General features: G+C 67.7%; 21 protein-coding genes and 1 pseudogene. 11 read left to right on the top strand and 11 right to left on the bottom strand.

What is annotated here, in order from left to right:
• Nucleotides 1-4: 4 nt before the first annotated feature.
• Nucleotides 5-2,071 (bottom strand): DNA topoisomerase (ATP-hydrolyzing) subunit B, encoded by a 2,067-nt coding sequence (gene gyrB, locus AB0E63_RS09140; RefSeq protein ID WP_360363456.1) that lies wholly within the window; start codon nt 2,069-2,071, stop codon nt 5-7.
• Nucleotides 2,072-2,425: 354 nt separating this feature from the next.
• Here gyrB and AB0E63_RS09135 point away from each other — a divergent pair, with 354 nt between their 5' ends.
• Genes AB0E63_RS09135 through AB0E63_RS09125 form a run of 3 tightly spaced genes read left to right on the top strand, consistent with a single transcriptional unit; the run spans nt 2,426 to nt 4,259 of the window.
• Nucleotides 2,426-3,097, top strand: coding sequence for a hypothetical protein (locus tag AB0E63_RS09135; RefSeq protein ID WP_360363454.1), 672 nt, complete (start codon nt 2,426-2,428; stop codon nt 3,095-3,097).
• A complete protein-coding gene (locus tag AB0E63_RS09130; protein ID WP_360363452.1) occupies nt 3,097-3,702 on the top strand; it encodes a hypothetical protein in 606 nt (201 codons plus the stop codon). Before AB0E63_RS09135 ends, AB0E63_RS09130 begins: the two co-directional genes overlap by 1 nt.
• The gene (locus tag AB0E63_RS09125; protein WP_360363450.1) at nt 3,699-4,259 is read left to right on the top strand and encodes a hypothetical protein; all 561 of its coding nucleotides are present in this window, start codon (nt 3,699-3,701) and stop codon (nt 4,257-4,259) included. Before AB0E63_RS09130 ends, AB0E63_RS09125 begins: the two co-directional genes overlap by 4 nt.
• 46 nt (nt 4,260-4,305) lie before the next feature.
• On the opposite strand, the gene AB0E63_RS09120 is transcribed toward AB0E63_RS09125, so the two are convergent.
• The 6 genes from AB0E63_RS09120 to dnaA form a co-directional block, all read right to left on the bottom strand.
• Entirely contained in the window at nt 4,306-5,649 is a 1,344-nt protein-coding gene (locus AB0E63_RS09120; RefSeq protein ID WP_360363448.1) for a hypothetical protein, read from the bottom strand.
• 142 nt (nt 5,650-5,791) lie between these two features.
• Complete coding sequence (locus tag AB0E63_RS09115) at nt 5,792-6,385, bottom strand: DciA family protein (protein WP_360363446.1); 594 nt, start codon at nt 6,383-6,385, stop codon at nt 5,792-5,794.
• Nucleotides 6,360-7,499 (bottom strand): DNA replication/repair protein RecF, encoded by a 1,140-nt coding sequence (recF, locus tag AB0E63_RS09110; protein WP_360363444.1) that lies wholly within the window; start codon nt 7,497-7,499, stop codon nt 6,360-6,362. Before recF ends, AB0E63_RS09115 begins: the two co-directional genes overlap by 26 nt.
• A gap of 1 nt (nt 7,500) precedes the next feature.
• Nucleotides 7,501-8,424, bottom strand: coding sequence for a phosphogluconate dehydrogenase (NAD(+)-dependent, decarboxylating) (gene gnd / locus AB0E63_RS09105; RefSeq protein ID WP_360363443.1), 924 nt, complete (start codon nt 8,422-8,424; stop codon nt 7,501-7,503).
• Between the two features lie 26 nt (nt 8,425-8,450).
• Nucleotides 8,451-9,596, bottom strand: a complete 1,146-nt coding sequence (gene dnaN / locus AB0E63_RS09100; protein ID WP_360363441.1) for a DNA polymerase III subunit beta — start codon at nt 9,594-9,596, stop codon at nt 8,451-8,453.
• A gap of 523 nt (nt 9,597-10,119) precedes the next feature.
• The gene (gene dnaA, locus AB0E63_RS09095; RefSeq protein ID WP_360363610.1) at nt 10,120-11,685 is read right to left on the bottom strand and encodes a chromosomal replication initiator protein DnaA; all 1,566 of its coding nucleotides are present in this window, start codon (nt 11,683-11,685) and stop codon (nt 10,120-10,122) included.
• A gap of 1,667 nt (nt 11,686-13,352) precedes the next feature.
• Here dnaA and rpmH point away from each other — a divergent pair.
• From rpmH to AB0E63_RS09055, 8 genes and pseudogenes are all read left to right on the top strand, one after another.
• A complete protein-coding gene (gene rpmH / locus AB0E63_RS09090) occupies nt 13,353-13,490 on the top strand; it encodes a 50S ribosomal protein L34 (protein WP_130386492.1) in 138 nt (45 codons plus the stop codon).
• A gap of 26 nt (nt 13,491-13,516) precedes the next feature.
• On the top strand, nt 13,517-13,873 hold the full coding sequence (rnpA, locus tag AB0E63_RS09085; RefSeq protein ID WP_360363439.1) for a ribonuclease P protein component: 357 nt from the start codon (nt 13,517-13,519) through the stop codon (nt 13,871-13,873).
• Complete coding sequence (yidD, locus tag AB0E63_RS09080; protein WP_360363608.1) at nt 13,873-14,184, top strand: membrane protein insertion efficiency factor YidD; 312 nt, start codon at nt 13,873-13,875, stop codon at nt 14,182-14,184. The genes rnpA and yidD overlap by 1 nt, the downstream gene beginning before the upstream one ends.
• 9 nt (nt 14,185-14,193) lie before the next feature.
• Nucleotides 14,194-15,168, top strand: a pseudogene (gene yidC, locus AB0E63_RS09075) (membrane protein insertase YidC); the annotation flags it as partial.
• 327 nt (nt 15,169-15,495) lie between these two features.
• On the top strand, nt 15,496-16,011 hold the full coding sequence (locus AB0E63_RS09070; RefSeq protein WP_360363606.1) for a R3H domain-containing nucleic acid-binding protein: 516 nt from the start codon (nt 15,496-15,498) through the stop codon (nt 16,009-16,011).
• A 39-nt stretch (nt 16,012-16,050) separates the two neighbouring features.
• Nucleotides 16,051-16,725 carry a 16S rRNA (guanine(527)-N(7))-methyltransferase RsmG gene (rsmG, locus tag AB0E63_RS09065; RefSeq protein WP_360363437.1) on the top strand — a complete coding sequence of 225 codons (675 nt, stop codon included), beginning with the start codon at nt 16,051-16,053 and terminating at the stop codon, nt 16,723-16,725.
• A 575-nt stretch (nt 16,726-17,300) separates the two neighbouring features.
• Entirely contained in the window at nt 17,301-18,236 is a 936-nt protein-coding gene (locus AB0E63_RS09060) for an AAA family ATPase (RefSeq protein ID WP_360363435.1), read from the top strand.
• Between the two features lie 112 nt (nt 18,237-18,348).
• On the top strand, nt 18,349-19,308 hold the full coding sequence (locus AB0E63_RS09055; protein WP_360363433.1) for a ParB/RepB/Spo0J family partition protein: 960 nt from the start codon (nt 18,349-18,351) through the stop codon (nt 19,306-19,308).
• Between the two features lie 74 nt (nt 19,309-19,382).
• Here AB0E63_RS09055 and AB0E63_RS09050 read toward each other — a convergent pair whose 3' ends face one another.
• The 4 genes from AB0E63_RS09050 to AB0E63_RS09035 are packed head-to-tail and all read right to left on the bottom strand — an operon-like array spanning nt 19,383 to nt 22,355.
• Complete coding sequence (locus AB0E63_RS09050) at nt 19,383-20,186, bottom strand: class I SAM-dependent methyltransferase (RefSeq protein WP_360363431.1); 804 nt, start codon at nt 20,184-20,186, stop codon at nt 19,383-19,385.
• Between the two features lie 42 nt (nt 20,187-20,228).
• On the bottom strand, nt 20,229-20,582 hold the full coding sequence (locus tag AB0E63_RS09045; protein WP_360363429.1) for a DUF3817 domain-containing protein: 354 nt from the start codon (nt 20,580-20,582) through the stop codon (nt 20,229-20,231).
• Nucleotides 20,579-21,400 (bottom strand): SURF1 family protein, encoded by an 822-nt coding sequence (locus tag AB0E63_RS09040; protein WP_360363427.1) that lies wholly within the window; start codon nt 21,398-21,400, stop codon nt 20,579-20,581. The genes AB0E63_RS09045 and AB0E63_RS09040 overlap by 4 nt, the downstream gene beginning before the upstream one ends.
• 7 nt (nt 21,401-21,407) lie before the next feature.
• Nucleotides 21,408-22,355, bottom strand: coding sequence for a D-alanine--D-alanine ligase (locus AB0E63_RS09035; RefSeq protein ID WP_360363425.1), 948 nt, complete (start codon nt 22,353-22,355; stop codon nt 21,408-21,410).
• Between the last annotated feature and the right edge of the window lie 56 nt (nt 22,356-22,411).

The following is a 22,411-nucleotide window of genomic DNA, read 5'->3' as shown; positions in this document are numbered from 1 at the left end:
TCCGTCAGATGTCGAGGAAGCGGACGTCCCTGGCGTTGCGCTGGATGAAGCTGCGCCGCGCCTCGATGTCGTCGCCCATCAGCGTCTGGAACGTCTCGTCGGCGCGGATCGCGTCGTCCAGGGTGATCTGCAGCAGCACCCGGTTGGCCGGGTCCATCGTGGTGTCCCACAGCTCGTTCGCGTTCATCTCGCCCAGACCCTTGTAGCGCTGGATCGGGTTCTCCTTGGGCAGCTTCTTGCCCGCCTCGTGGCCGGCCTCGAGCAGACCGTCCCGCTCCCGGTCGGTGTAGGCCAGCTCGTCCGGCTGGTTGCTCCAGCGGATCTTGTACAGCGGCGGCTGCGCGGCGTACACGTGACCGCGCTCGATGAGCGGCCGCATGAACCGGAACAGCAGCGTCAGCAGCAGGGTCCGGATGTGCTGGCCGTCGACGTCGGCGTCGGCCATGATCACGATCTTGTGGTACCGGAGCTTGTCCTCGTCGAAGTCCTCGTGGATGCCGGTGCCGAGCGCGGAGATGATCGCCTGGACCTCGTTGTTCTGCAGGACCTTGTCGATCCGGGCCTTCTCGACGTTCAGGATCTTGCCGCGGATCGGCAGGATGGCCTGGAACTTCGGGTCCCGGCCGCCCTTCGCGGAGCCACCCGCCGAGTCACCCTCGACGATGTAGACCTCGCACTCCTCCGGGTTGGTCGACTGGCAGTCGGCCAGCTTGCCCGGTAGGCCGCCGCCGCCCAGCAGGCCCTTGCGGTTGCGGGCCAGGTCGCGCGCCTTGCGGGCCGCGATCCGGGCGCTCGCCGCCGCGGTCGCCTTGCGGATGATCTCGCGGCCTTCCGCCGGGTTCTGCTCGAACCAGGCGCCGAGCCTGTCGTTCACGAGCCGCTGGACGAAGCCCTTCACCTCGGTGTTGCCGAGCTTGGTCTTCGTCTGGCCCTCGAACTGCGGCTCGGCGAGCTTGACCGAGATGATCGCGGTCAGGCCCTCCCGGATGTCGTCACCGGTGAGCCTGTCCTCCTTCTTCTTGATCATGCCCTGGTCCTCGCCGAACGAGTTGACCAATGAGGTGAGCGCGGCCCGGAAGCCTTCCTCGTGAGTACCGCCCTCGTGGGTGTTGATCGCGTTCGCGAAGGTGTGCACCGACTCCTGGAACGAGCCGCTCCACTGCATCGCGACCTCGAGGCTCATGCTGTTCTCGCCCTGGGTCTGCGCCGCCTCGAACGAGATCACGTCGCGGTGCACGGTCTCGCGGATCCCGGTCAGGTACTTCACGTAGTCGACCAGGCCGTTGTCGGCCCGGAAGGACTGCTCGACCGGGTGGCCGTCCTCGGTGTGGTCCGGACGCTCGTCCCGGATCACGATCTCCAGGCCCTTGTTCAGGAAGGCCATCTCGCGGAACCGGGTGACCAGCGTCTCGTAGGAGTACGTCGTGGTCTCGAAGACGTCCGGGTCCGCCCAGAACGTGACGGTGGTCCCGTTCGACTCCGACGTACCGATCTCGGCGAGCTCGGCGTCCGGGACGCCGTGGGTGAAGGACTGCGTGTACAGCTTGCCCTTCAACTTCACGTCGACGCGGAGCTTGGTGGACAGTGCGTTCACCACGGACACACCGACGCCGTGCAGACCGCCGGACACCTTGTACCCGCCGCCGCCGAACTTGCCGCCGGCGTGCAGGACCGTCAGGACGACGGTGACGGCCGGCTTGCCCTCGGACTCGACGATGTCGACCGGGATACCGCGGCCGTTGTCCTCGACCCTGACCGCGCCGTCGGGCAGCAGGGTGACGACGATGCGGTCGCCGAACCCGGCCATCGCCTCGTCGACGGCGTTGTCGACCACCTCGGTGACGAGGTGGTGCAGACCACGCTCACCGGTGGACCCGATGTACATGCCCGGTCGCTTCCGGACCGCGTCCAGACCCTCCAGGACCTGGATCGCACTCGCGTCGTACTCACGCTCGACAACGTTCGACGGGATCGCGTCGAGCAGCGCGGGGAGCTCCTGGGTGTTGGGTGCGGCGGTGCCGATGGGGTCGGCGGACTGGTTGGCGTCGATCTCGGTCGGCTCGTCGGTCACCGGCTGTTGTCCTCCTCGGACCCCGCGTTCGCGAGGCATCGCTGCACAGTGGGAGCCGCCCCCTACAGTGGTAATAGAGGTGCGGCTCGTCCTACACGGTCCATCTTACCTGTCGACCGAAGCAGAACCGGCCATCAGGCGCCCGAAACTGTGGACAGGGCGTCTTTTCTCCCTCCTCGCCATGTCCCCACTCACGGACGGGGGGCCAGAAAGCGCTCACGGGCGCTCAGTGGCCTCCGGGCAGTTCGCCACTGACGGTCTGGAGACCGAGACCGGGCCGACCGGTCCAGACCACTCAGACCGCGACGGACAAGGGTGCCCGCCGCGCACCCACAGGCCTCTAGGATCGCTGCCGTGGAAAGTCTCGACGACGTCATCGACGCCATGATCGCCGACCGGGTGATCCACCGGCACCGTCGCAAATGGCTGATCGCCATCGCCCTCGTCGTCGTCCTCGCCGTGGTCATCTTCTTCACCGGCGGCTGGAAAGAAAAGGAAGGCCGCACGGTCCCGACGCTGACCAACCTCGTCACCACTGTGGACGAAGCGACGAAGGTCGGCACCGCGACGACGGTGTCGGCCGGCAAGTGGGAGTTCAGCTTCAGCAAGGCCGAGATCGTCCGCACCCCGAAGGACAAGTACACCGAGGCCAAGGCCGAGCTCCGCGTCTACTTCGACCTGAAGAACATCGACACCGAGGAACAGACCTCGGACAGCCTGCCCGGCAAGCTCCTCGTCCTGGTCCCGGGCGGTGGCAAGGACACCATCGAGTCGAACGGCGCCGACTGCCGTGGAGAGCTGAACTGGGTGGTGGTCTACGGACTGCCGCCGGAGAGTTGCTTCACCAAGTTCGACGTACCGGCCGACTTCGCTGCCGACCTGGTGGAGATCGGCGTACTCGGTGAGCACTACGAGTCCGACAACGGCCTGCTCGGCGCGAATGAAGATCCGTACTGGCACAACCCGAGCCCGGAAGCCGTGGTCCAACTCAAGCCGACGGTCACCGTGGCCAGCGGGGAGAAATAGTGAAGCTCTACCGACCCGCCACGATCCTGGTCGGCGTCCTGTTCGTCCTGCTCGGCGGCCTGACCCGCCTGGCCACACCGGACCAGGTGTACGACGAGCAGAACATCAAGATCGTGCACGGCACGATCGGCCAGCCGCTCAACTACACCGGCAGTGGGTCGACGGTGGAGGTCACCCGGATCGCGTTCGCGCAGTCCGTGCTCGACAGCGGAGCAAGTGATGACGACAAGCCGCTGGAGACCAACGGCGTGTACGTCGCGATCGAGTGGGACACCGTCCGCGGCGTGCAGAAGCCGGACAACATCATCCCCACCCTGACCGCCGACGGCGGCACTGTGTACACGCCGATCGAGGGCGTGACCGGCAGCAGCTTCGACTTCCCCGACGCGGGCTTCGCCCGGACCGGCGCGATGGTGTTCGAGGTCAACCCGAGCGACATGAAGAACCTGACCCTGAAACTGCGGCCGATGATGCTGTTCAACGTCTACAACACCAATGTCGAGGTCGATCTGGGCATCCCGACCGATGCGATCGCCCAGCGGATGGTCGACGGAGCAGTCCCGCAGTACGTCGTACCGCGGCCGGTCACCCGGGTGGCGTCATGAGGATCGCGGGCCGGGCGACCCGGCTGACCGCGCAGATCTCGTTGCTCGTGGCACTGCTGGCGACCGGGCTGTTCGTCATGCTGCGGAGCTACCTGGACGACGACGAGCGGCTGTACACCGAGGGCCGGATCAACCAGGTCGTGAACAGCGGCGGCCCGGTGACGATCGGGAACGTCGAGTGGAAGCTGGACAAACTGCAGGCGTACACCATGCTCGTCGACGACGAGGGCGAGAAGATCAGCATGGACCAGCCAGCCGGATCCGTGATCATGCTGGCCACGCTGACCGTGACGCCGCACCAGGGGATCTTCCTGAAAGACGGTGGGTTCAGCTGTTCGGCGGTCCTGCGCGACGACCGGGGCAACACCTGGCAGAGCCAGGGGGCGTACGGCTTCGAACTGCCGACCTCCTGCAGCGACGACGACCACCCATTCAAGCTCGACAAGCCGGGCACGATCGCGCAGATCTACATCGTGCCGGAGTCCGCGGTACCGCACCTGACCGGCGTCGTCGTGGAGAACCTCGACGAGCGCAACCGCTTCCTGATCACGCCGTGACACGGTCGCTGGTACGACACCGCCGTACCAGCGGATCGGACGACGATCAGACGGTGGCCGGCACCGGCTGCTCAGCAGCCTCGGCCTTCGCCTGCGCAGCCGCGGCGACCTCGGCCCGGCGCTGCGTCCCGACCGAGATGCAGAGATCGAACGCGGCTGCGAGCAGTGCGATCCGCAGCGGCTCGAAGATCAGATCCCGGACGAAGCCCGCGATCTCGTGGTTCATCAGGCCCCAGTACTGGCCGTGGATGCCGAGCAGCCGCTGGATCAGGACGAATCCCCAGTCGTCACCGAGCAGCCAGAGCGTGTAGACCATGCAGACCACGCCGAGGAACACCGGGCCGACCCGCACCAGCAGACGGAACGCGTTCAGCGCCGGGTAGAACTTCTCCCGCAGTCCGCCGAGGACGAGGTCGGGAGCCTTGTAGGTCAGAGCCACGAACCGGTTCTGAGCCGGTTCCTCCTCCGACGCGAGTTTCCCGCCGAGCCGGCGCTCCAGCCTGGTGCCCTTGAAGACACCACCACTGGACAGCACGCGGTGGCCGAACACGACCGTGGTGATCGCCAGCCAGGTCAAGGGCTCCGCGACGCCGAGCTTGAACAACGGCCAGAGCGATTCCCAGAAGAAGCCCCACAGGAACTCGATGCCTGCCGGCAGCGGGATCTTGATTCCCGCGAAGAAGTCCTTCACGCCGTCCCACCAGTCGAGCGACCAGTACCAGAAGCTGCGTTCCTTGAACCAGACCTTGGCTTCGGCGATGGCGTACGGCGTGCAGATGACGGTGAGCAGGATGAAGAAGGACTCGGCCCAGACCTGGGCGAGCTTGACCGGCCGGCTCGGCCAGCGGTCGTCGACCGCCTGGAGCAGCCGGCGCACGACCAGCAGGATGACGAGGGCCGGCAGATACTTGTGCCACTCGTGGATGCCCACGTGGAAGAACGCCGAACCGGGCTGGGTTCCGTTCTGCACCAGGTAGGTGGCACTCAGGCGACTGACCTGGTCGTCGAAGAATCCCCACGCCGACCACACCGCGACCAGCGGCAGCAGCGTGACCGCGAGCAACTCCAGCAAGCCGCGCTCGGTCGGGTCGGCGGTCTCCTCGGTCTCGCTGCTCGCCGCGTCCCGCCAGCGGTAGAGCGACATCGCACAGGTGCGGATCATGCCGACCGCGGCGGTGATCTGCAGCAGTACGCCGACCGCGAACAGGCCGGTGCCGAGACTCGAGTGCGCGTGCGCGGCAAGCCAGATCGCGCCGTTGATGCACACGGTCAGGCCGACGAACCCGGCCACCCACCACATCGTCATGGGCAGCAGGTTCCGCCACCATAACCGGAAGGTGTCTCCGATCAGGTGGACCATCTGGCGAAATCCATCGACGATCGTGCGCATCGCGCCCGATCCTAGGGCATCTGAGGGCGACGTCTCCGCGTCTGCCGACCGCTATTCGCGGTGCTCCGCCGGTCTCCCCACTGCGAGAAGAGGTCCTGAGCGCAGAACTCGTCCGACGGCGGGAGCTTCGTGCTGTTACCGGTCAGCCGTAGGTGTCTCGGGGGCCTCGGCCGCCTCGGATTGTTCGGGGGCCTTTGCGCCAGCTGGGGGTGTGGGGGCCTTGGACGTTGACGCGGGTGACGGTGCCTTCGCCTAGTTCGGCGTTGAGGCGGCGGACCAGGTCGGGGGCGAGGAGTTTGAGTTGGGTGGCCCAGGCGGTGGAGGAGGTGCGGATGGTGAGCACGGTGTCGTCGTAGGACTCGGGCTTGCAGTGCTCGGCCATCTCGGGGCCGACGATCGACGGCCAGCGCGCCATCACGCCGTGGACGGCGACGTCGACCTCCCAGCCCTGGTCGCGCATCAGCCGGCCGAGGGTGTTCGTGAGTTTCTGGGGATCGCGGTCGTCGGGGCGGGCGCTGCTGATCTGCGCGCCGTCGATGCGCGGTCGCCGTCGCCGCTTGACCGGCTTGATGCCGCCGCTGGCCGCCTGCTGCTTCAGTCGCCCGGCGAGCGACTTCGCCAGGTCCAGTCCCTGCTTGTCGTGCTCGACCTCCTCCGGCAACTCCGGAGCGGCCTCGCTCTCGAAGCCGCTCTCAGAGGAATTCCGGGGTTCAGGCACGTTGAACGGCCCCGTCACCGACGTCGAACCTGGCTCCGCTGAGCTCAGCGGGCACGTCCGCGCCGACCGCCGCGGTCACCAGCACCTGCTCAGCCGGCGCGACCAGCTCGGCCAGCCGGTCCCGGCGCTGCGTGTCGAGCTCGGCGAACACGTCATCGAGGATCAGCACCGGCTCACCCCCGTCCGCTCTGAGCAGTTCGTACGACGCCAGCCGCAGCGCGAGCGCGAACGACCAAGACTCACCGTGACTCGCGTACCCCTTCGCAGGCAAGTCCCCAAGCCCCAGTACGACGTCGTCGCGATGCGGACCGACCAGCGACACACCCCGGTCGAGCTCGTCCTGGCGTTTGTCCCGGACCGCCTGCATCAGCACCTCGGCCAACTGCTCCCGCGAGACCACGCCCGGTTCGAGCGGCACCGACGACTTGTACTCGAGCCGCGCATCACCCTTGCCTCGGGCAACAGCGTCGTACGAGCCGGAGACCAAGGGGCGCAGGGATTCCAGCAACTCCAGCCGGGTGGCAAGCAACTCCGAACCCGACCGTGCCAGGTGCGAATCCCAGACCTCAAGCGTGCGCAACTGTCCTTCGGCCGCGCCCGACCGGTTCTGCCGGCGGGCCATCGAGGCGCTGCGGAGCAACGAGTTCCGCTGCTTCAGCACCCGGTCGTAGTCCTGCCGTACGCCGGCCATCCGCGGCGACCGCAGTGTCAGCAGCTCGTCCAGGAACCGACGCCGCTCGGACGGATCGCCTTTCACCAGGGCCAGATCCTCCGGCGCGAACAGCACCGTCCGGAGCAGGCCGAGCACTTCCCGGGGTCGTGGCACCGGCGAACGGTTCACCCGGGCCCGATTTGCCCTCCCAGGATTGATTTCCAGCTCGACGACCACGTCGCGGTCGTACTGGCTGCGGATCTCGGTCCGCACGATCGCGCGGGTGGCACCGGCGCGCACCAGCGGGGCGTCGTTCGCCACCCGGTGCGAGCCGAGCGTCGCGGTGTAGTGGATCGCCTCGACCAGGTTGGTCTTGCCCTGGCCGTTCGGGCCGACGAAGGCCGTCACGCCCGGAGCGAGCTCGACCTCCGCCTGTGGGTAGGACCGGAAGTCGACCAGACCCAGGGCGGTGACGTACACCTCAGTGCTTGATCGGGGGTGTCGCGTACGACGGATCCGCGGCCTCCGCACCCTTCACCGCGTGCCCGCCGAACTGGTTCCGCATCGCGGCGATCGCCTTCATCGCCGGCGAGTCCTCCTGCCGGGACGCGAACCGGGCGAACAGCGCGGCCGAGATGGCCGGCATCGGTACGGCGTGGTCGATCGCGGCCTCGACGGTCCAGCGGCCCTCACCGGAGTCGTCGGCGTACCCACGGATCTTGGCGAGGTGGTTGTCGTCCTTCAGCGAGGCAACCAGCAGGTCGAGCAGCCAGGACCGGATGACGGTGCCCTCACGCCAGGACTCGAAGGCCTCCGGCACGTTCTCGACGACATCCGAGGCCTCGAGCAGCTCGTAACCCTCGGCATACGCCTGCATGATCCCGTACTCGATGCCGTTGTGGACCATCTTCGAGAAATGCCCGGCGCCGACCTTGCCGGCGTGCACGAAACCGAACTCACCCTCGGGCTTGAGCGCGGTGAAGATCGGCATCACGGTCTCGACGGTGTCCTTGTCGCCGCCGCACATCAGCGCGTAGCCGTTCTCCAGGCCCCAGACGCCGCCGGAGACACCGCAGTCGACGAACTTGATGTCCTTCTCGGCGAGCTGCGCGGCCCGCCGGGTGTCGTCGGTCCAGCGGCTGTTGCCGCCGTCAATGACGATGTCGCCGGGAGCGAGCAGCTCGGCCAGCTCGGTCACGACCGGGTCGATGGCCTGCACCGGCACCATGATCCAGACCACCTTCGGCTGGTCGGTGGCGGTGAGCTTGCCGACCATGTCGGCCAGGTCCTTGGAATCGGAGATGTCCTGGTTGTGATCCAGCCCGACCACGGTGTGGCCGGCGTTGCGGATCCGCTGGCGCATGTTGCCGCCCATCTTGCCGAGACCGACAAGGCCGAGCTCCATCGTGAATCCCCTTGTTCTGTTGGCGTTCAGCTGTTCAGGCGGACCGGCATCAGTACGTACCGGAACTCGGTGATCGGTTCGCCGTCGAAGTCCCGCACACCGGTCAGCTCGGCCGGCTTGGTCGCCTGCGTGAAGGCCAGGTGTGCGACCGGCGTGCCGATCGCGTTCAAGCCGTCGAGAAGGTACGTCGGGTTGAAGCCTACGGTCACCGGATCACCGGCGACCCGGGCCTCGATCGACTCCGAGGCCTGGGCCTCGTCACCGCTGCCGGCGTCCAGCGTCACGCTGTCTTCGGCGAACGTCAGCCGGACCGGTGCGTTCCGCTCGGCGACCAGGGCGACGCGCTTGACCGCCTCGACCAGGGTCGCGGTGTCGATCCGGACCCGGGTCGCGATCGCGGCGTCGGTCGGGATGATGCCGCGGACCTTGGGGAACTCGCCGTCGAGCAGCCGGGTGGTGGCGCGCCGGTTGCCGCCGGACACTTCGCCCTCGAAGCCGACGATGCCGTCGCCGGTGCCGGGCGCGGCCAGCGAGACGATCACGTCCGATCCGGTCATCGCCTTCGCTGTCTCGGACAGGACCCGGGCCGGCACCAGCGCGGCCGCGGACGCGTCGGGCGACTGCGGGTTCCACTCGAGCTCACGGATCGCGAGCCGGTAGCGGTCGGTGGCGAGCAGCGAGATCGTGGTGCCCTCGATCTCGACCCGGACACCGGTCAGCACCGGCAGCGTGTCCTCACGCCCGGCGGCGGTGACCACCTGGGAGACAGCCTGGGCGAAAACGTCGGCCTTGACCGTTCCGCTCGCGGCCGGAAGCTCCGGCAACGCCGGATATTCCTCTGTGGGAAGCGTTTGGAGCGTGAACCGCGAACTGCCACAGGTGACCTGCGCCTTGGCGCCGTCGATGGCGAAGTCCACCGGCTGGTTCGGGAGGCTCTTCGAGATGTCGGCGGCGAGCCGACCGGAGATCAGGCACTTACCGGAGTCGGCCACCTGTGCGGGCACGGTGACGCGCACAGAGGTCTCGTAGTCGAAGCCGGACAAGGTGATCTGCCCGTCCTCGGCCTCGACCAGAAGGCCGGCGAGGATCGGGACGCTGGGACGACTGGGCAAGCTACGCGCGGCCCAGGCCACCGACTCGGCCAGTACGTCGCGCTCGACGCGAAACTTCACCGCTGGGTGCCTCCTGATTCGGCTGTGTGCCAGGCAGATCCTGCCACGGACAAGTGTGCTCTGCGCCAATCGGGCCTGACGTGGCGCTTCGGGCGGGTCGCGTCGGCGTCGTGCGAGTGGGTTCTGAAGACGGTGTTCCGATGGTTCTGAAGACAGCCTGACAGGTACGTCAAACCGATGCGAGTCCGGAGTTTTCCCCAGGTTGGGCCGCACCATCGTTTTGTGGACTGGGATCTCTCTACAGATTCCATAGTGTTCTTCGCACCGGTGGATAGTGTGGAAAAGCGCCGACTTCGCAGGTCAGACCACGATTCGGCCTGTGTACGGCGTGTGGACGACGCTCGGTCTGTCTGAGGACGCCTGGGTACGACGGATTCTGTCCCCACAGCGAATCCACAGCACAGACCGAAGTATCCACCGCGATACCCACAGTTATCCACAGGTGTATCCCCACCCTGTGTGGTTCCGGTGACCGCGTTGTAGCGCTCGGCGTACAGGATTCTGAACGCGGTCACCGGCCGGCTCATTGCTGCTTCGCTTGGTGCTTGATCCTGTTGGTCAGCTCAGTGACCTGGTTGAAGACACTGCGCCGTTCGGACATCAGTTGACGGATCTTCCGTTCGGCGTGCATCACCGTGGTGTGGTCGCGGCCGCCGAACTGCTGGCCGATCTTCGGTAGCGACAGGTCGGTGAGCTCGCGGCACAGATACATGGCGATCTGGCGCGCGGTGACCAGCACCCGGCTGCGGCTGGATCCGCACAGGTCGTCGATCGAGAGGCCGAAGTACGACGCGGTCTGGCCCATGATCATGGAGGCCGTCACCTCGGGCTTGCTGCCTTCGGGGATCAGGTCCTTCAGCACGATCTCGGCCAGGCTCAGGTCGACCGGCTGCCGGTTCAGGCTGGCGAACGCGGTGACGCGGATCAGGGCGCCCTCGAGCTCACGGATGTTCGTCTGCACCTTCGACGCGATGAACTCCAGCACCTCCGGCGGCGCGGTCAGCCGCTCGGTGGCCGCCTTCTTCCGCAGGATCGCGATCCGGGTCTCGAGGTCGGGCGGCTGGATGTCGGTGATCAGGCCCCACTCGAACCGGTTCCGCAGCCGGTCCTCCAGCGCCTCCAGGCGTTTCGGCGCCCGGTCGGAGCTGATCACGATCTGCTTGTTCGCGTTGTGCAGGGTGTTGAAGGTGTGGAAGAACTCCTCCTGGGTCTGGATCTTGCCCTCGAGGAATTGGATGTCGTCGATCAGGAGTACGTCGACATCGCGGTACCGGCGCTGGAACTGGGACGCCTTGTCGTCGCGGATCGCGTTGATGAAGTCGTTGGTGAACTCTTCGCTGGACACGTACCGGACCCGGGCCCCGGTGTAGAGGCTGCGGACGTAGTGCCCGATCGCGTGCAGCAGGTGGGTCTTGCCCAGACCGGAGTCGCCGTAGATGAGCTGGGGGTTGTACGCCTTGCCCGGTGCCTCGGCGACGGCGACCGCGGCCGCGTGCGCGAACCGGTTCGAGCTGCCGATGACGAAGGTCTCGAAGGTGTACTTCGGATTCAGCCGAGCTTCACCTTGTGCCTCGGTGGCCGGGTACGACGGCGCCGATCCGTTCGGCGGCGGCGCGACTGAGCCGAACGGCTGCTGTTGCTGCGGTGGGTGGGCGGGCCGGCCTGGCTGGTCGTACCGCTGCGGTGCGGGCTGTTCGTAGTGCTGAGGCTGCTCGTGACGCGGCGGAGCGAACTGCGGTCCCTGATCCGGGTCGGTCAGCGCGGACTGGATCGTCGGCTGGAACGCTCCGTCGGTCCGCAGCGGTTCGCGTACGACGGGCGGCGGTGGCGCCTGTGGTTCGCGCAGTTCCGGGTCGAGGGACGGGTCGACGGTGACCGCGATCCGGATGTCGCGACCGAAGCTCTCGGTGAGGATCCGCTCGAGATCCGGGCGCAGCCGGGTCTCGAGTTGGCCGCGGGTGAAGTCGTCCGGCACCGCCACGATCGCGGTGCTCTCGTGCAGCGTGACCGGTCGCGAGTTCGTCAGCCAGGCGCGCTGGTTCGGCGGGAGGCCCGCGAGCACCCGGGTCCAGGCGTCGCCGAGGTCCATCACCGGTCCTGCCACTTCCGGTCGAGGTTCAGCCGGCCGGGGCTGGAGCTGGGGTTCGACCGGCCGCTGGTCAACAGGCCGCTGCCCGACTGGCCGTTGTTCAACGGGCTGCTGTTCAACGGGCTGCTGTTCAAGCGGCCGTTGCTCGACCGGGCGCTGTTCGACCGGCCGCTGATCAACGGAGCGCTGGTCGACCGGGCGCTGCTCGATCGGCCGCTGGTCAACCGGGCGCTGATCAATCGGGCGCTGATCAATCGGGCGCTGATCAATCGGCCGTTGCTCGGGGGCCGGTGCTGCTGGGATCTGTGCCTCCGGGACCCGAGATTCTGGCATCCGGGTTTCTGGCATTCGAGGTTCAGGACTTCCGCTTCCACCGTCCACACGTGCATCACCCTCGTTTCGCGCCGCTACGTCGCCGCTGCCAGTACCCCCAGCGGCGTATCGCTGACCACTCCAGGCATTGCCGTTGTTCGTTTCGGGGTATCCGAGGTTGCCGATCACCGGTGCGGCACCGAAGTACGCCGTACCAGGAGGTGGCTCGGACACCGGGCCGGTGGGGAAGTCTGTCGCAGCGCGCTCCAGGTCGGAGCGGTAGCGATAGCCGTCGTACTCCGGGCGAGGCGCCGGCCGGTAACCGGACTGCGGCGGCTCGGGCATCGGAATCGGCAGCGAAGGGCTCAGATGATCAGCCGGATCCATCCGCGGCGACCGCTCATCAGGTGGATTCGTCCGGGGCGCCTGCTCGGCTCGAAATGCGGCCGGAGGTACGGCGGTCTCGGCCGCGCGAGCCTCGCGCTGGAACTCGGTCCGGGGAACCTCGGTCCGGAAGTCCGGCCGGTAGTCGGCGGAGACGCCTTCGGTCCGGAACTCCGTCGGCGCGACCTCGGTGCGGAAGTCGGCGACCGGGTCCGGCCGGAGGTCCTGCCCGTTCCCGGGGTGCGCTCCGGCGTGATCGGGCCTTGTGTACTGCGGCGGTGTCTCTTCCGCCGGTGTGAATTCCGCACTGGCGGAATGGTCCTCGACCACGCGTTGCTCCCCGAATCCATCGCTACGGTGGCCGGCGTCGCCCCGGGGGGACCCGGGTGGCGCGACCATTCGACCCGACACCGTGCGGCCGGCGAGTCGTGATGCTGTTCGGCTCAGCGCGGGTAGCTGGTTTCCGCAGCCGATCACCTCATTGTCCACACAGTTGTCCACAGTTGTGAACGACGGGTGGAGCAGGTTGGTTACCAATCGCGGGGTGTGGGACCTCTGGTGTGAGGGGCTGACGCTAACAAGTTCACACTGGCTGCTTCAAGCCGTCATCCACAGGCTATGAACAGGAAATTGGGGGCAACCTCCGGCGTGTCGGGTGGACGCCGGAGCGTAGTCATGGTGCGTGATCGCTGTCGGTGGCGATCCGGTCCGGACCAGTGACGACCACTGCGCCGATCGGCCGTCCACTATTCTGTCCACAGGCCTGTGGAAAAGTATGGGGATGGCCGGTTTGACCTGTCCACAGGCGGCCACGTACCGTGGATCAGTCGGTGTTGAGCCGGCCGTTTCGTGCTGCGCTCGCTGCGGGACCCTTCTCTGGTTCTCCGACGGTGTGCAGGACTGCACCAGCGGCAGATCTATCAGTGGATTTGTCGACAATTCTGTGATCTCGAGTAACCGGAGTCATTCCAGTGAGCAAGCGGACGTTCCAGCCGAACAACCGTCGCCGGCACAAGAAGCACGGCTTCCGTCTTCGGATGCGTACCCGTGCGGGTCGCGCCATCATCGCTGCCCGCCGTGGCAAGGGTCGTCAGCGCCTCGCGGCCTGAGCGACCTTCTCGACGGTGACCACCTCGTGTTACCCGCGTCGAACCGGTTACGCCGGTCCGACGACTTTCGCCGCGCTGTCCGGTCCGGACGGCGCGCGGGCCGGCGCGCGGTGGTGCTCCACCTATTGGTGCGGGACGGCCGGGCGGACAACTCCGGGGCCGAGCCCGCTCGCGTCGGATTCGTGGTGAACAAGGCGGTGGGCAACGCGGTTCTGCGGAACCGGGTCCACCGCCGTCTGCGTGCTGTCCTGGCCGCGCGGCTCCTGGAGCTGCCGGCCGGCAGCCTGACCGTCGTCCGTGCGCTCCCGTCGTCCGCCTCGGCGTCGTACGACGAACTCGCGGCGGACGTCGACGGCGCCCTCGGCCGGTTGTTGGCGCCATGATGCGGTTCAATCCCGTGCGAAGCGGGATCATCGGTTTTCTGAAGTTGTACCGGCTGACCATCAGCCCGATGTACGGGCAGGTGTGCAGGTTCTACCCGAGTTGTTCGGCGTACGCCCTGGAGGCGGTCGAGCGCCACGGTGCGGTGCGCGGTAGCTGGCTGGCGGCGAGAAGACTCGCCCGCTGCCACCCGTGGAACCCCGGAGGCTACGACCCCGTTCCACCCAAAGATGTCGACCAGCGCGGAGACTCGGTCTCCGCCAACCAGCCCGGATCGTCAGCTGACGGCGGGCCTGTGCAGCGAGGTGCATGAGTGACTCTTCTGGCCATCCCCGGGCTCGCGGTGTGGGACGGAATCGTAGACCTGTTCAACACCGTCATGACGCCGCTGTACTGGGCCGTGTCGGCCCTGCTTGTCGGCTGGCACTGGCTGTGGAGCCAGGTGCTCGATCCGAACGGCGGCTGGGCCTGGGCACTGTCCATCGCCGGCCTTACCGTCGTGATCCGGACCCTGCTGATCCCGCTGTTCGTCCGGCAGATTCGCTCCAGCCGGAACATGCAGCTGCTGCAGCCCAAGATGAAGGAGCTGCAGAAGAAGTACGGCCACGACCGGGAGAAGCTCGGTCAGGAAATGATGAAGCTGTACAAGGAGACCGGGACCAACCCATTCTCCTCGTGTCTGCCGCTGCTGCTGCAGTCGCCGATCTTCCTGGCCCTGTTCCGGGTGCTGGACTACGCGGCGAACGGCAAGGCGCACAGCGCGATCATGCAGCCGTACGTGTCGTCGCTGCAGCACGCCAAGATCTTCGGCGCGGAGATCTCGCAGACCTTCCTGAAGGCGAGCGGCCCGGGCGCCAACAACGTCAAGATCGTCGCGATCGTGCTCATCATTCTGATGACCACGACGATGTTCATCACGCAGCTGCAGCTGATGCGCAAGAACATGCCGAAGGAGGCCCTCACCGGCCAGGCGGCGCAGATGCAGAAGATCATGCTGTACGTCTTCCCGATCTTCTTCCTCATCGGTGGCTTCAACTTCCCGATCGGTGTGCTGATCTACTGGTTCGTCTCGAACCTGTGGACGATGGGCCAGCAGTTCTACGTGATCCGCCGCAACCCGGCCCCGGGCACTCCGGCGTACGACGCGATGGAGGCTCGTAAGCGCGAGCACAACCTGCGCGCGGGCCGGCCGGCCGAGGAGGGCCTGGGCGGAGCCGAGGGCACGACGGACACTCTGACGGACCGTCGTCCGGCGCAGCGCCAGCAGCCGAAGCGGCAGTCGCGCAGCGACCGCAAGGGCGGTCCCGCAGCCGGCGGCGGAACCGCTGCGACGCCGTCCGAGACCGAGGCGGCCGCGAGTAACGGGCAGACGTCCTCGAACGCCCAGCAGGGTGCGGCCAAGAAGACTCAGGCCGGTGCCGCCAAGAAGCAGCCGGCCGCCAAGAAGGGTGCAGGCGCGAAGCGCCAGCCCGCGGCGAAGTCGGCCGCGCAGCGGAAGGCGGCGCAGAAGAAGTCCGGTGGCTCGCGCTGATCGGCGCGCCCTGATTGCCTCCCTGCTTGTGTTCGACCTGGGTCCCCGTGGGGCGGATCTCGACATTGTGAAGGAGTGGCCGTGAGCGACGGCATGCAGAACAACGAGGCGGCGGAGCAGTCCGCCGGTACGAATAGCACGGCAGACGAGCGTCTGAAGGCACTGGAGGCGGAGAGCGACATCGCCGCCGACTACCTCGAGGAGTTGCTCGACATCGCCGATCTCGACGGCGACATCGACATGGACATCGACGGCGACCGGGCCGCGGTCTCGATCGTGGGTGCGGAGCTGAACAACCTCGTCGGCGAGAACGGCAAGGTCCTGGAGGCGCTGCAGGAGTTGACCCGGCTGGCGGTCTACCGCGAGACCGGCGAGCGGTCGCGGCTGATGCTCGATGTGTCGAACTACCGGGCGAACCGCAAGGCCGAGCTGGAAGAGGTCGGTCGCAAGGCGGTCGAGGAGGCGAAGGCCACCGGTACTCCGGTGCGCCTGGACCCCATGACGCCGTTCGAGCGCAAGGTGGTGCACGACGTTGTCGCGGCCGCCGGCCTGACGAGTGAGTCCGAGGGCGAGGAGCCCCGTCGCCGCGTCGTTGTCCAGCCGTCGTGATGCGATGACCATCGGCCGATTCCGGGGTCAGGTCGACCGGTGACCGACTCCGTTTCACGTGAAACGCCGCCGCCGCTCGTGGAAGAGCTGTTTCCACGGGCGGCGGTTCGGCTTGCGGCCTATGCCGAGTTGCTGGCGACCGAGGGCACGCTCCGCGGCCTGATCGGACCGCGCGAGGTTCCGCGGTTGTGGGATCGGCATCTGCTGAACTGTGCCGTCCTCGAGCGCCTCATTCCGGAAGAGTCGTCGGTAGCCGATGTGGGCACCGGCGCGGGTCTGCCCGGGATCGTGCTCGCGCTGGTTCGTCCGGACCTCCAGGTCGCGCTCGTCGAGCCCTTGCTCCGGCGCACCACCTTCCTCGAAGAGGCGGTCGACGTACTCGCGCTCGACAACGCGACCGTGGTCCGGGCACGGGCCGAGGAACTTCCGCGGGCGTCGTACGACGTGGTGACTTCTCGGGCGGTGGCTCCCTTGGGCAAACTGGCCCGGTGGTGTTTGCCACTGTGCGTCGAAGGGGGGCTGATGCTGGCGATGAAGGGATCGTCCGCCGAGGAGGAGCTGGACTCGTCCGAGCGGGAACTCGCGTCGCTCGGAGCCGAGCTGTGGCACATTCACCAACTCGGCGTCGATGAACTGGCCCAGCCGACGACTGTCGTGAGTATTGTGGCCGGACGTGCTGCAGGGGGATCCCGGCACGGAAGACGCGGGAGGTGAGCGGGTTGGTGAGTCGTGCCCTCGGGTGGCCCGAGAAGAGCACCGGTGAACCGAGAACATCCCAAGCCATCGGCTGGCCCTCCGATCCGGACTCCACGGTCCGTCTGATCACCCAAGACCCACCGACTTCCGCTCGTCCGGCTCCCGCAACTCCCGTCCTCACCTCTCCCAGTCCGGCCACGACCATCTCGCTCCCGGAGCCACTCGACGCACGCGTGCCGCTCGAGCGCAGGGTGCCGGTCGACACCTCTGGGTTGCGGGCGGCTGCCGCTGCGGGTCTCGACGTACTCGCGTCGCCGGCTCCGGCCGCCGATTCCGCGGCCGGTCCGGCGCCCGTTTCACGTGAAACGGGCGAGTTGGTAGATGATGGTTCCGCACCGGAGGCGGCGTCACTGGTGGACGCCGAACCGGACTTCTCCGAGTCTCCACCGCCTGTGGATGACGACCGCATGAAACTGCCCTCGCACACGGGAATTCGTCCACAGAGGCCTGTGGACGAAGCTGGGGGCAGAGCCGCCCCGACCCCCACTGACATCCTCTTCGGGCCAAGTCCCGCACCTATCGGAATGGGCGCTATGACTGCCGCACAGATCGCCGCGCGGGCCACGTCGGACGAGCTTCAGCGACGACTTCTCGAGACTCCGATCGCCGCCGCCACCGAACGGACCCTGCTGGTGAATGAAGGACGCACTATGGGACGCGAGTTCCCGCTGCCCGCTGAGACCCGAGTCTTCGTCGTCGCCAACCAGAAGGGCGGCGTCGGCAAGACCACCACGACGGTGAACGTCGCCGCCGGCCTCGCGCTGTACGGCGCACGGATCCTGGTGATCGACCTCGACCCGCAGGGGAACGCCTCGACCGCGCTCGGCATCGACCACTCGGAGGGCACCCCGGGTGTCTACGAGGCGGTCATCGAGAACGAGCCGCTGAGCAAACTGCTCCAGCCGTGCGCCGAGCACCCCGGCATCATGGTCGTCCCGGCGACGATCGACCTGGCCGGTGCCGAGATCGAACTCGTCAGCATCGTGGCCCGGGAGAGCCGGCTGAAGCGAGCGCTCGACGCGCACTTGGCCGAGACCGAGGCCGCGGGCGAGAAGTACGACTACGTCTTCATCGACTGCCCGCCGTCCCTCGGCCTCCTGACGGTGAACGCGCTGACCGCCGCCCGCGAGGTCCTGGTCCCGATCCAGAGCGAGTACTACGCGCTCGAGGGTCTGTCCCAGCTCCTCCGGCACATCGACATGGTGAAGTCGCACCTGAACCCCGGGCTCGATGTCTCCACCATCCTGCTCACCATGTACGACGCCCGTACCAAGTTGGCCGGTGAGGTCGCGGCCGAGGTCCGTGGTCATTTCCGCGACGCCGTGCTGCGGACCGCCGTACCGCGGTCGGTGCGGATCTCGGAGGCACCGAGCCACGGCCAGACCGTGCTCGCCTACGACCCGGCATCCGCCGGAGCCCTCTCGTACCTCGAGGCGTCCCGCGAGATCGCGATGCGGAACAACTCCTGATCCGCTTGATCGCTGTGGCACCGTTTCACGTGAAACGAGCGACCGCGGCCGACGGTGGCAGGTGCGGTAGGTCAGCAGTAGCTCAGCAGGCTGTCGAACACGAGGGAGCGCGATGAACACCCGACTCGGACGCGGACTTGGTGCGCTGATCCCCAGTTCACCCGCCCCCGGTAGCACGACGACGCTCGGCAGCAAGTCCCACTCGATTCCGGGTGCGCCGCCGATCGCGCCGCCGAGCGAGCCGGAGCTGGCCGCCGTCCCCGGGGCGGAGTTCGCGGAGATCGAGGTCGACAAGATCACCCCGAACCCGAAGCAGCCGCGCACCGTCTTCGACGAGGAGGCGATGGAGGAGCTGGTCCACTCGGTGAAGGAGATCGGGCTGCTGCAGCCGATCGTCGTACGCCGGCTGACCGCGGACACGTACGAGCTGGTGATGGGGGAGCGCCGCTGGCGGGCGACCCAGCAGGCCGGCCTGACCACGATCCCCGCGATCGTCCGGGACACCCAGGACGACGTGATGCTCCGCGACGCGCTGCTGGAGAACCTGCACCGCAGTCAGCTGAACCCGCTCGAAGAGGCGGCGGCGTACCAGCAGATGCTCGACGACTTCGGCTGCACGCAAGAGGTCCTCGCCACGCGGATCGGTCGTTCGAGGCCGCAGATCTCCAACACGCTTCGGCTGCTGAAGCTCCCGGCGTCCGTCCAGCGTCGCGTCGCCGCCGGCGTCCTGTCCGCCGGGCACGCCCGTGCACTCCTGGGCCTCCCCAGCGGAGACGCCATCGAGCGGGTCGCTCAGCGCATCGTCGCCGAGGGCCTCTCGGTCCGCACCGTCGAGGAGATCGTTGCCCTGGGCGACATGAATGGCGACGACCCGACGCCGGCCCAGCGCCGACGCAACAAGCCGGTAGCGCCACGCCTGGTCGACCTGGCCGACAGGCTTTCCGACCGCTTCGAGACCCGCGTCAAGGTGGACCTCGGCAAGACCAAGGGCAAGATCACCGTCGAGTTCGCGTCCCTGGACGACCTCGAGCGCATCGTCACCCTGATGGACCCCAACAAGCAGAACGGCTAGGGCTCCGAGGATCTCGCTCACAGAGGAATTCCGGGGTCAGCGCCGAGGGCAACACCTGGGATTTGTCGACAAAACTACTTGGTGACTCGCGGCGATGTTTCATGTGAAACATTGCGAGTGGCTTTGATGAGGTAGGTCGCGGGGAGGTCACCCGCCGCGGGACCAAGCTCGGGGTACATGTCGGCGGCGGGGGCCTCGCGGAACTCCGCGAGGTGGAGGCCGGCGGACAAGAGGCTGGTGATGATGTCGCTCGGCGGCCAGATGAACGCGGTGAAGTCAGGGGCGGCCGGGTTGTCGCGGGCGCCGGTGGGGAGCTTCGCGTTGTCGATGGTCGCGCGAGGCGTCGAGCGGCCGAAGTAGTCGGCCGTGACGGTCAGGTGGTTGGGCCCGCGGACGGCGAGGACCTCCCAGATCGGGTGATGGTCCGCCAGCAGGACGGACCCACCAGGAGCCAGCCGCTCGGCGACGAGTTGCGCGAAGACGGCCAGGTCCGGGACCCAGCAGATCGCGCCCCAGCTCAAGTAGATGAGATCGAAGCCGGTGAGCTCGGCTGGGAGGTCGAGCATGTCGGCCTGCCGGAAGTCGACCGCGAGACCCACGGCGGCAGCCTTCTCACGGGCCATCGAGACCGCGACCTCGGAGATGTCGACGCCGGTGACCTCGACGCCCAGCATCGCCCAGGACAGTGCCTGGTCGCCGCAGTAGCAGGCGAGCTGGAGCACCCGCCGGCCCGCAACCTCCCCGGCCGCGGCGATCTCCCCGGCGTCGAGGGCCGAGCCGCCGGAGGTGAAGAACGCCGGGGGTTCGCCGGGGCGGGCGTGATGGATCTGGTTCCAGCTCGCGCGATTCGACTGCGTGATGTCACGGAGGTTCGGCACGGATCCGAAGCTAGGTCAGAGTGGCCGGACCTCCAAGGGGACTTATCGGCCGAGCAGTTCGTGGGTGGTCTTGCGCTCGGCGTAGAACGACAGGAACGGGATCGTGCCGGCCAGGGCCATCATCACCAGCCGCGGGAACGACCAGCGCACCCGGCGGAACAGGTCGAAGGTGCCGACCAGGTAGACCATGTAGAGGAAGCCGTGGAGCGGGCCGATCACGTCCATCGCGGCCGGGTTGTCGGCGAAGTACTTCAGTGGCATCGCGACGAACACCAGCAGCAGGAGCATCACGCCGACGACGTACGCGATCACGCGGTACCGGGTCAGGGCGCCGCGGACGGCCGGGGTGATGGGCTGCGGGGTAGCGGAGGTGGCGGGATCGGCTGATGAGGTCACGCTGAAACGGTACCGCTCGGCTCCACGGGCTCCACCGCCTGGTCGTCAGCCTCATCCCCGCCGTCGGTGGAGCGGTGCGCGTCCAGCACCATGCGGGCCCACATCCACAGCGTGAAGGCCGCGAAAACCCACCACTGGAAGGCGTACGCGATGTTCCGCAGCCCGGCGTGATCCGTCGGCGGCAACGGCGGTTGTACGACGGCGGGCGCCGGTGAAGGTACGACGCCTGAGTCGACCGAGGACTGGATCACGAATCCGTCGTACAGCCGGTAGTCGACGAGATGCACGATCGTGGGGATCCGCAGGGATGACAGCACGCGGCCCTTGGCGGCATCGTCGGACGAGTCCTCCGCCTCAGAGGACACGACCGCCCCGGACAGCTGGACCGGGCCGGAAGGAGCCGTGGCGGCCGGGTCGGACACCGTTGGGACCCAGCCTCGAACAACCATCACCGCGCCGGCACCAGAGCCGTCGAGCATCACGGGGGAGACCACCCAGAAGCCGTCCGCCGAGCCCTGCCGGCGGTCGGAGATGAACACCTGGTCCGCGGCCGGTCCCCAGGTGCCGGTCACCGTCACGCGACGGCTGACGGCCTTGGCCGGCAAGCCCTCGTCGATCGAGAACAGCGACTGCAGAGCGACCGGTTCAGCGTCGGCCCGCTTGGCGGTCGCGGACGCGGTCTTCGACTGGTACACGTCCAGCTGCCACACGCCCATCACCGACATCACCGCGGCGATCGCCAGCGCCAGCAACAGCAATCCGGACCATCGCGGTGTCAGAACCGTCCGCCACAACGACCGCGGATCCCCCGAGGACATCAGGACCTCAACGCGCCGCGGCGGCAGCCAGCAAGTCGCGGCACAGCACACCCAGCTCGATCCCCGCGGCCTCGGCCGCGAGCGGCACCAGCGAGGTCTCCGTCATCCCCGGCGCCACGTTCACCTCCAGGAACCACGGCACCCCAGCGGCGTCGACGACCAGGTCCGACCGGGACAGGTCCCGCAGACCCAGCGCCTCGTGCGCCGCGACCGCGGCCGTTGCACACGCGGAAGCCACCGAAGGATCCAGCCGAGCCGGTACGACGAACTGCGTCGCCCCGGCCGTGTACCGGGCCTCGTAGTCGTAGAACCCGGAGTCCGGCCGGATCTCCACCGCCGGCAAGGCCCGCGGCCCGTCGCCGGTGTCGACCACCGTCACGGCCACCTCGGTCCCGTCGATGTACTGCTCGATCAGCGCGACCGGACCGTACGCGTAGCAGTTCACCATCGCCGACGGCAGCTCGTCGGCCGACCGCACGATCGAGGCGCCCAGCGCCGAACCGCCGCGAGCCGGCTTCACGACCAGCGGCAGGCCGACCTGGTGGATCACCGCCTCCATCAGCGCCGCGGCACCGAGCTCGCGGAACGTGTCGTGCCCGAGCACCACCGAGGCCGGCGTACGTAGTCCGGCCCCTCCGACCATCGTCGACGCGACCGGCTTGTCGAAGGCTGTCCGGCAGGCGGCCGCGTCGGCTCCGACGTACGGAACGCCGTACAGGTCGAGGACCTGGCGGAGGGCGCCGTCCTCGCCGGTGACGCCGTGCAGGACAGGAAAGACCGCATCCGGCGGGTCGTCGCGGAGACGCTCGACCAGATTGCCGTCGACGTCACGCTGCTCGACCTCGACGCCGACGCTGCGCAGGGCGTCGGCGACCCGCCGGCCGGACCGGAGCGAGACATCCCGCTCGTGTGACAGTCCGCCGGCCAGTACCAGGACTCGACCCAGATCACTCATCACAAATATCCCGATCACTCGTGGGCGACTCCGGCACGGCCGCCGGTCCCGAGGCC

It is taken from the genome of Kribbella sp. NPDC026596, assembly GCF_040638415.1.
Taxonomy (GTDB): Bacteria; Actinomycetota; Actinomycetes; order Propionibacteriales; family Kribbellaceae; genus Kribbella.
This window is presented reverse-complemented; position numbering and strand designations above follow the sequence as displayed.

Excerpts from the sequence above, each read along its gene's own strand:
- AB0E63_RS09125 (WP_360363450.1), top strand. The coding sequence starts at position 3,699 with ATGAGGATCGCGGGCCGGGCGACCCGGCTGACCGCGCAGATCTCGTTG.
- AB0E63_RS09120 (WP_360363448.1), bottom strand. The coding sequence starts at position 5,649 with ATGCGCACGATCGTCGATGGATTTCGCCAGATGGTCCACCTGATCGGA.
- gnd (WP_360363443.1), bottom strand. The coding sequence starts at position 8,424 with ATGGAGCTCGGCCTTGTCGGTCTCGGCAAGATGGGCGGCAACATGCGC.
- dnaA (WP_360363610.1), bottom strand. The coding sequence starts at position 11,685 with ATGGACCTCGGCGACGCCTGGACCCGGGTGCTCGCGGGCCTCCCGCCG.
- yidD (WP_360363608.1), top strand. The coding sequence starts at position 13,873 with ATGCGGTTCAATCCCGTGCGAAGCGGGATCATCGGTTTTCTGAAGTTG.
- AB0E63_RS09070 (WP_360363606.1), top strand. The coding sequence starts at position 15,496 with ATGCAGAACAACGAGGCGGCGGAGCAGTCCGCCGGTACGAATAGCACG.
- AB0E63_RS09060 (WP_360363435.1), top strand. The coding sequence starts at position 17,301 with ATGACTGCCGCACAGATCGCCGCGCGGGCCACGTCGGACGAGCTTCAG.
- AB0E63_RS09055 (WP_360363433.1), top strand. The coding sequence starts at position 18,349 with ATGAACACCCGACTCGGACGCGGACTTGGTGCGCTGATCCCCAGTTCA.
- AB0E63_RS09040 (WP_360363427.1), bottom strand. The coding sequence starts at position 21,400 with ATGTCCTCGGGGGATCCGCGGTCGTTGTGGCGGACGGTTCTGACACCG.
- AB0E63_RS09035 (WP_360363425.1), bottom strand. The coding sequence starts at position 22,355 with ATGAGTGATCTGGGTCGAGTCCTGGTACTGGCCGGCGGACTGTCACAC.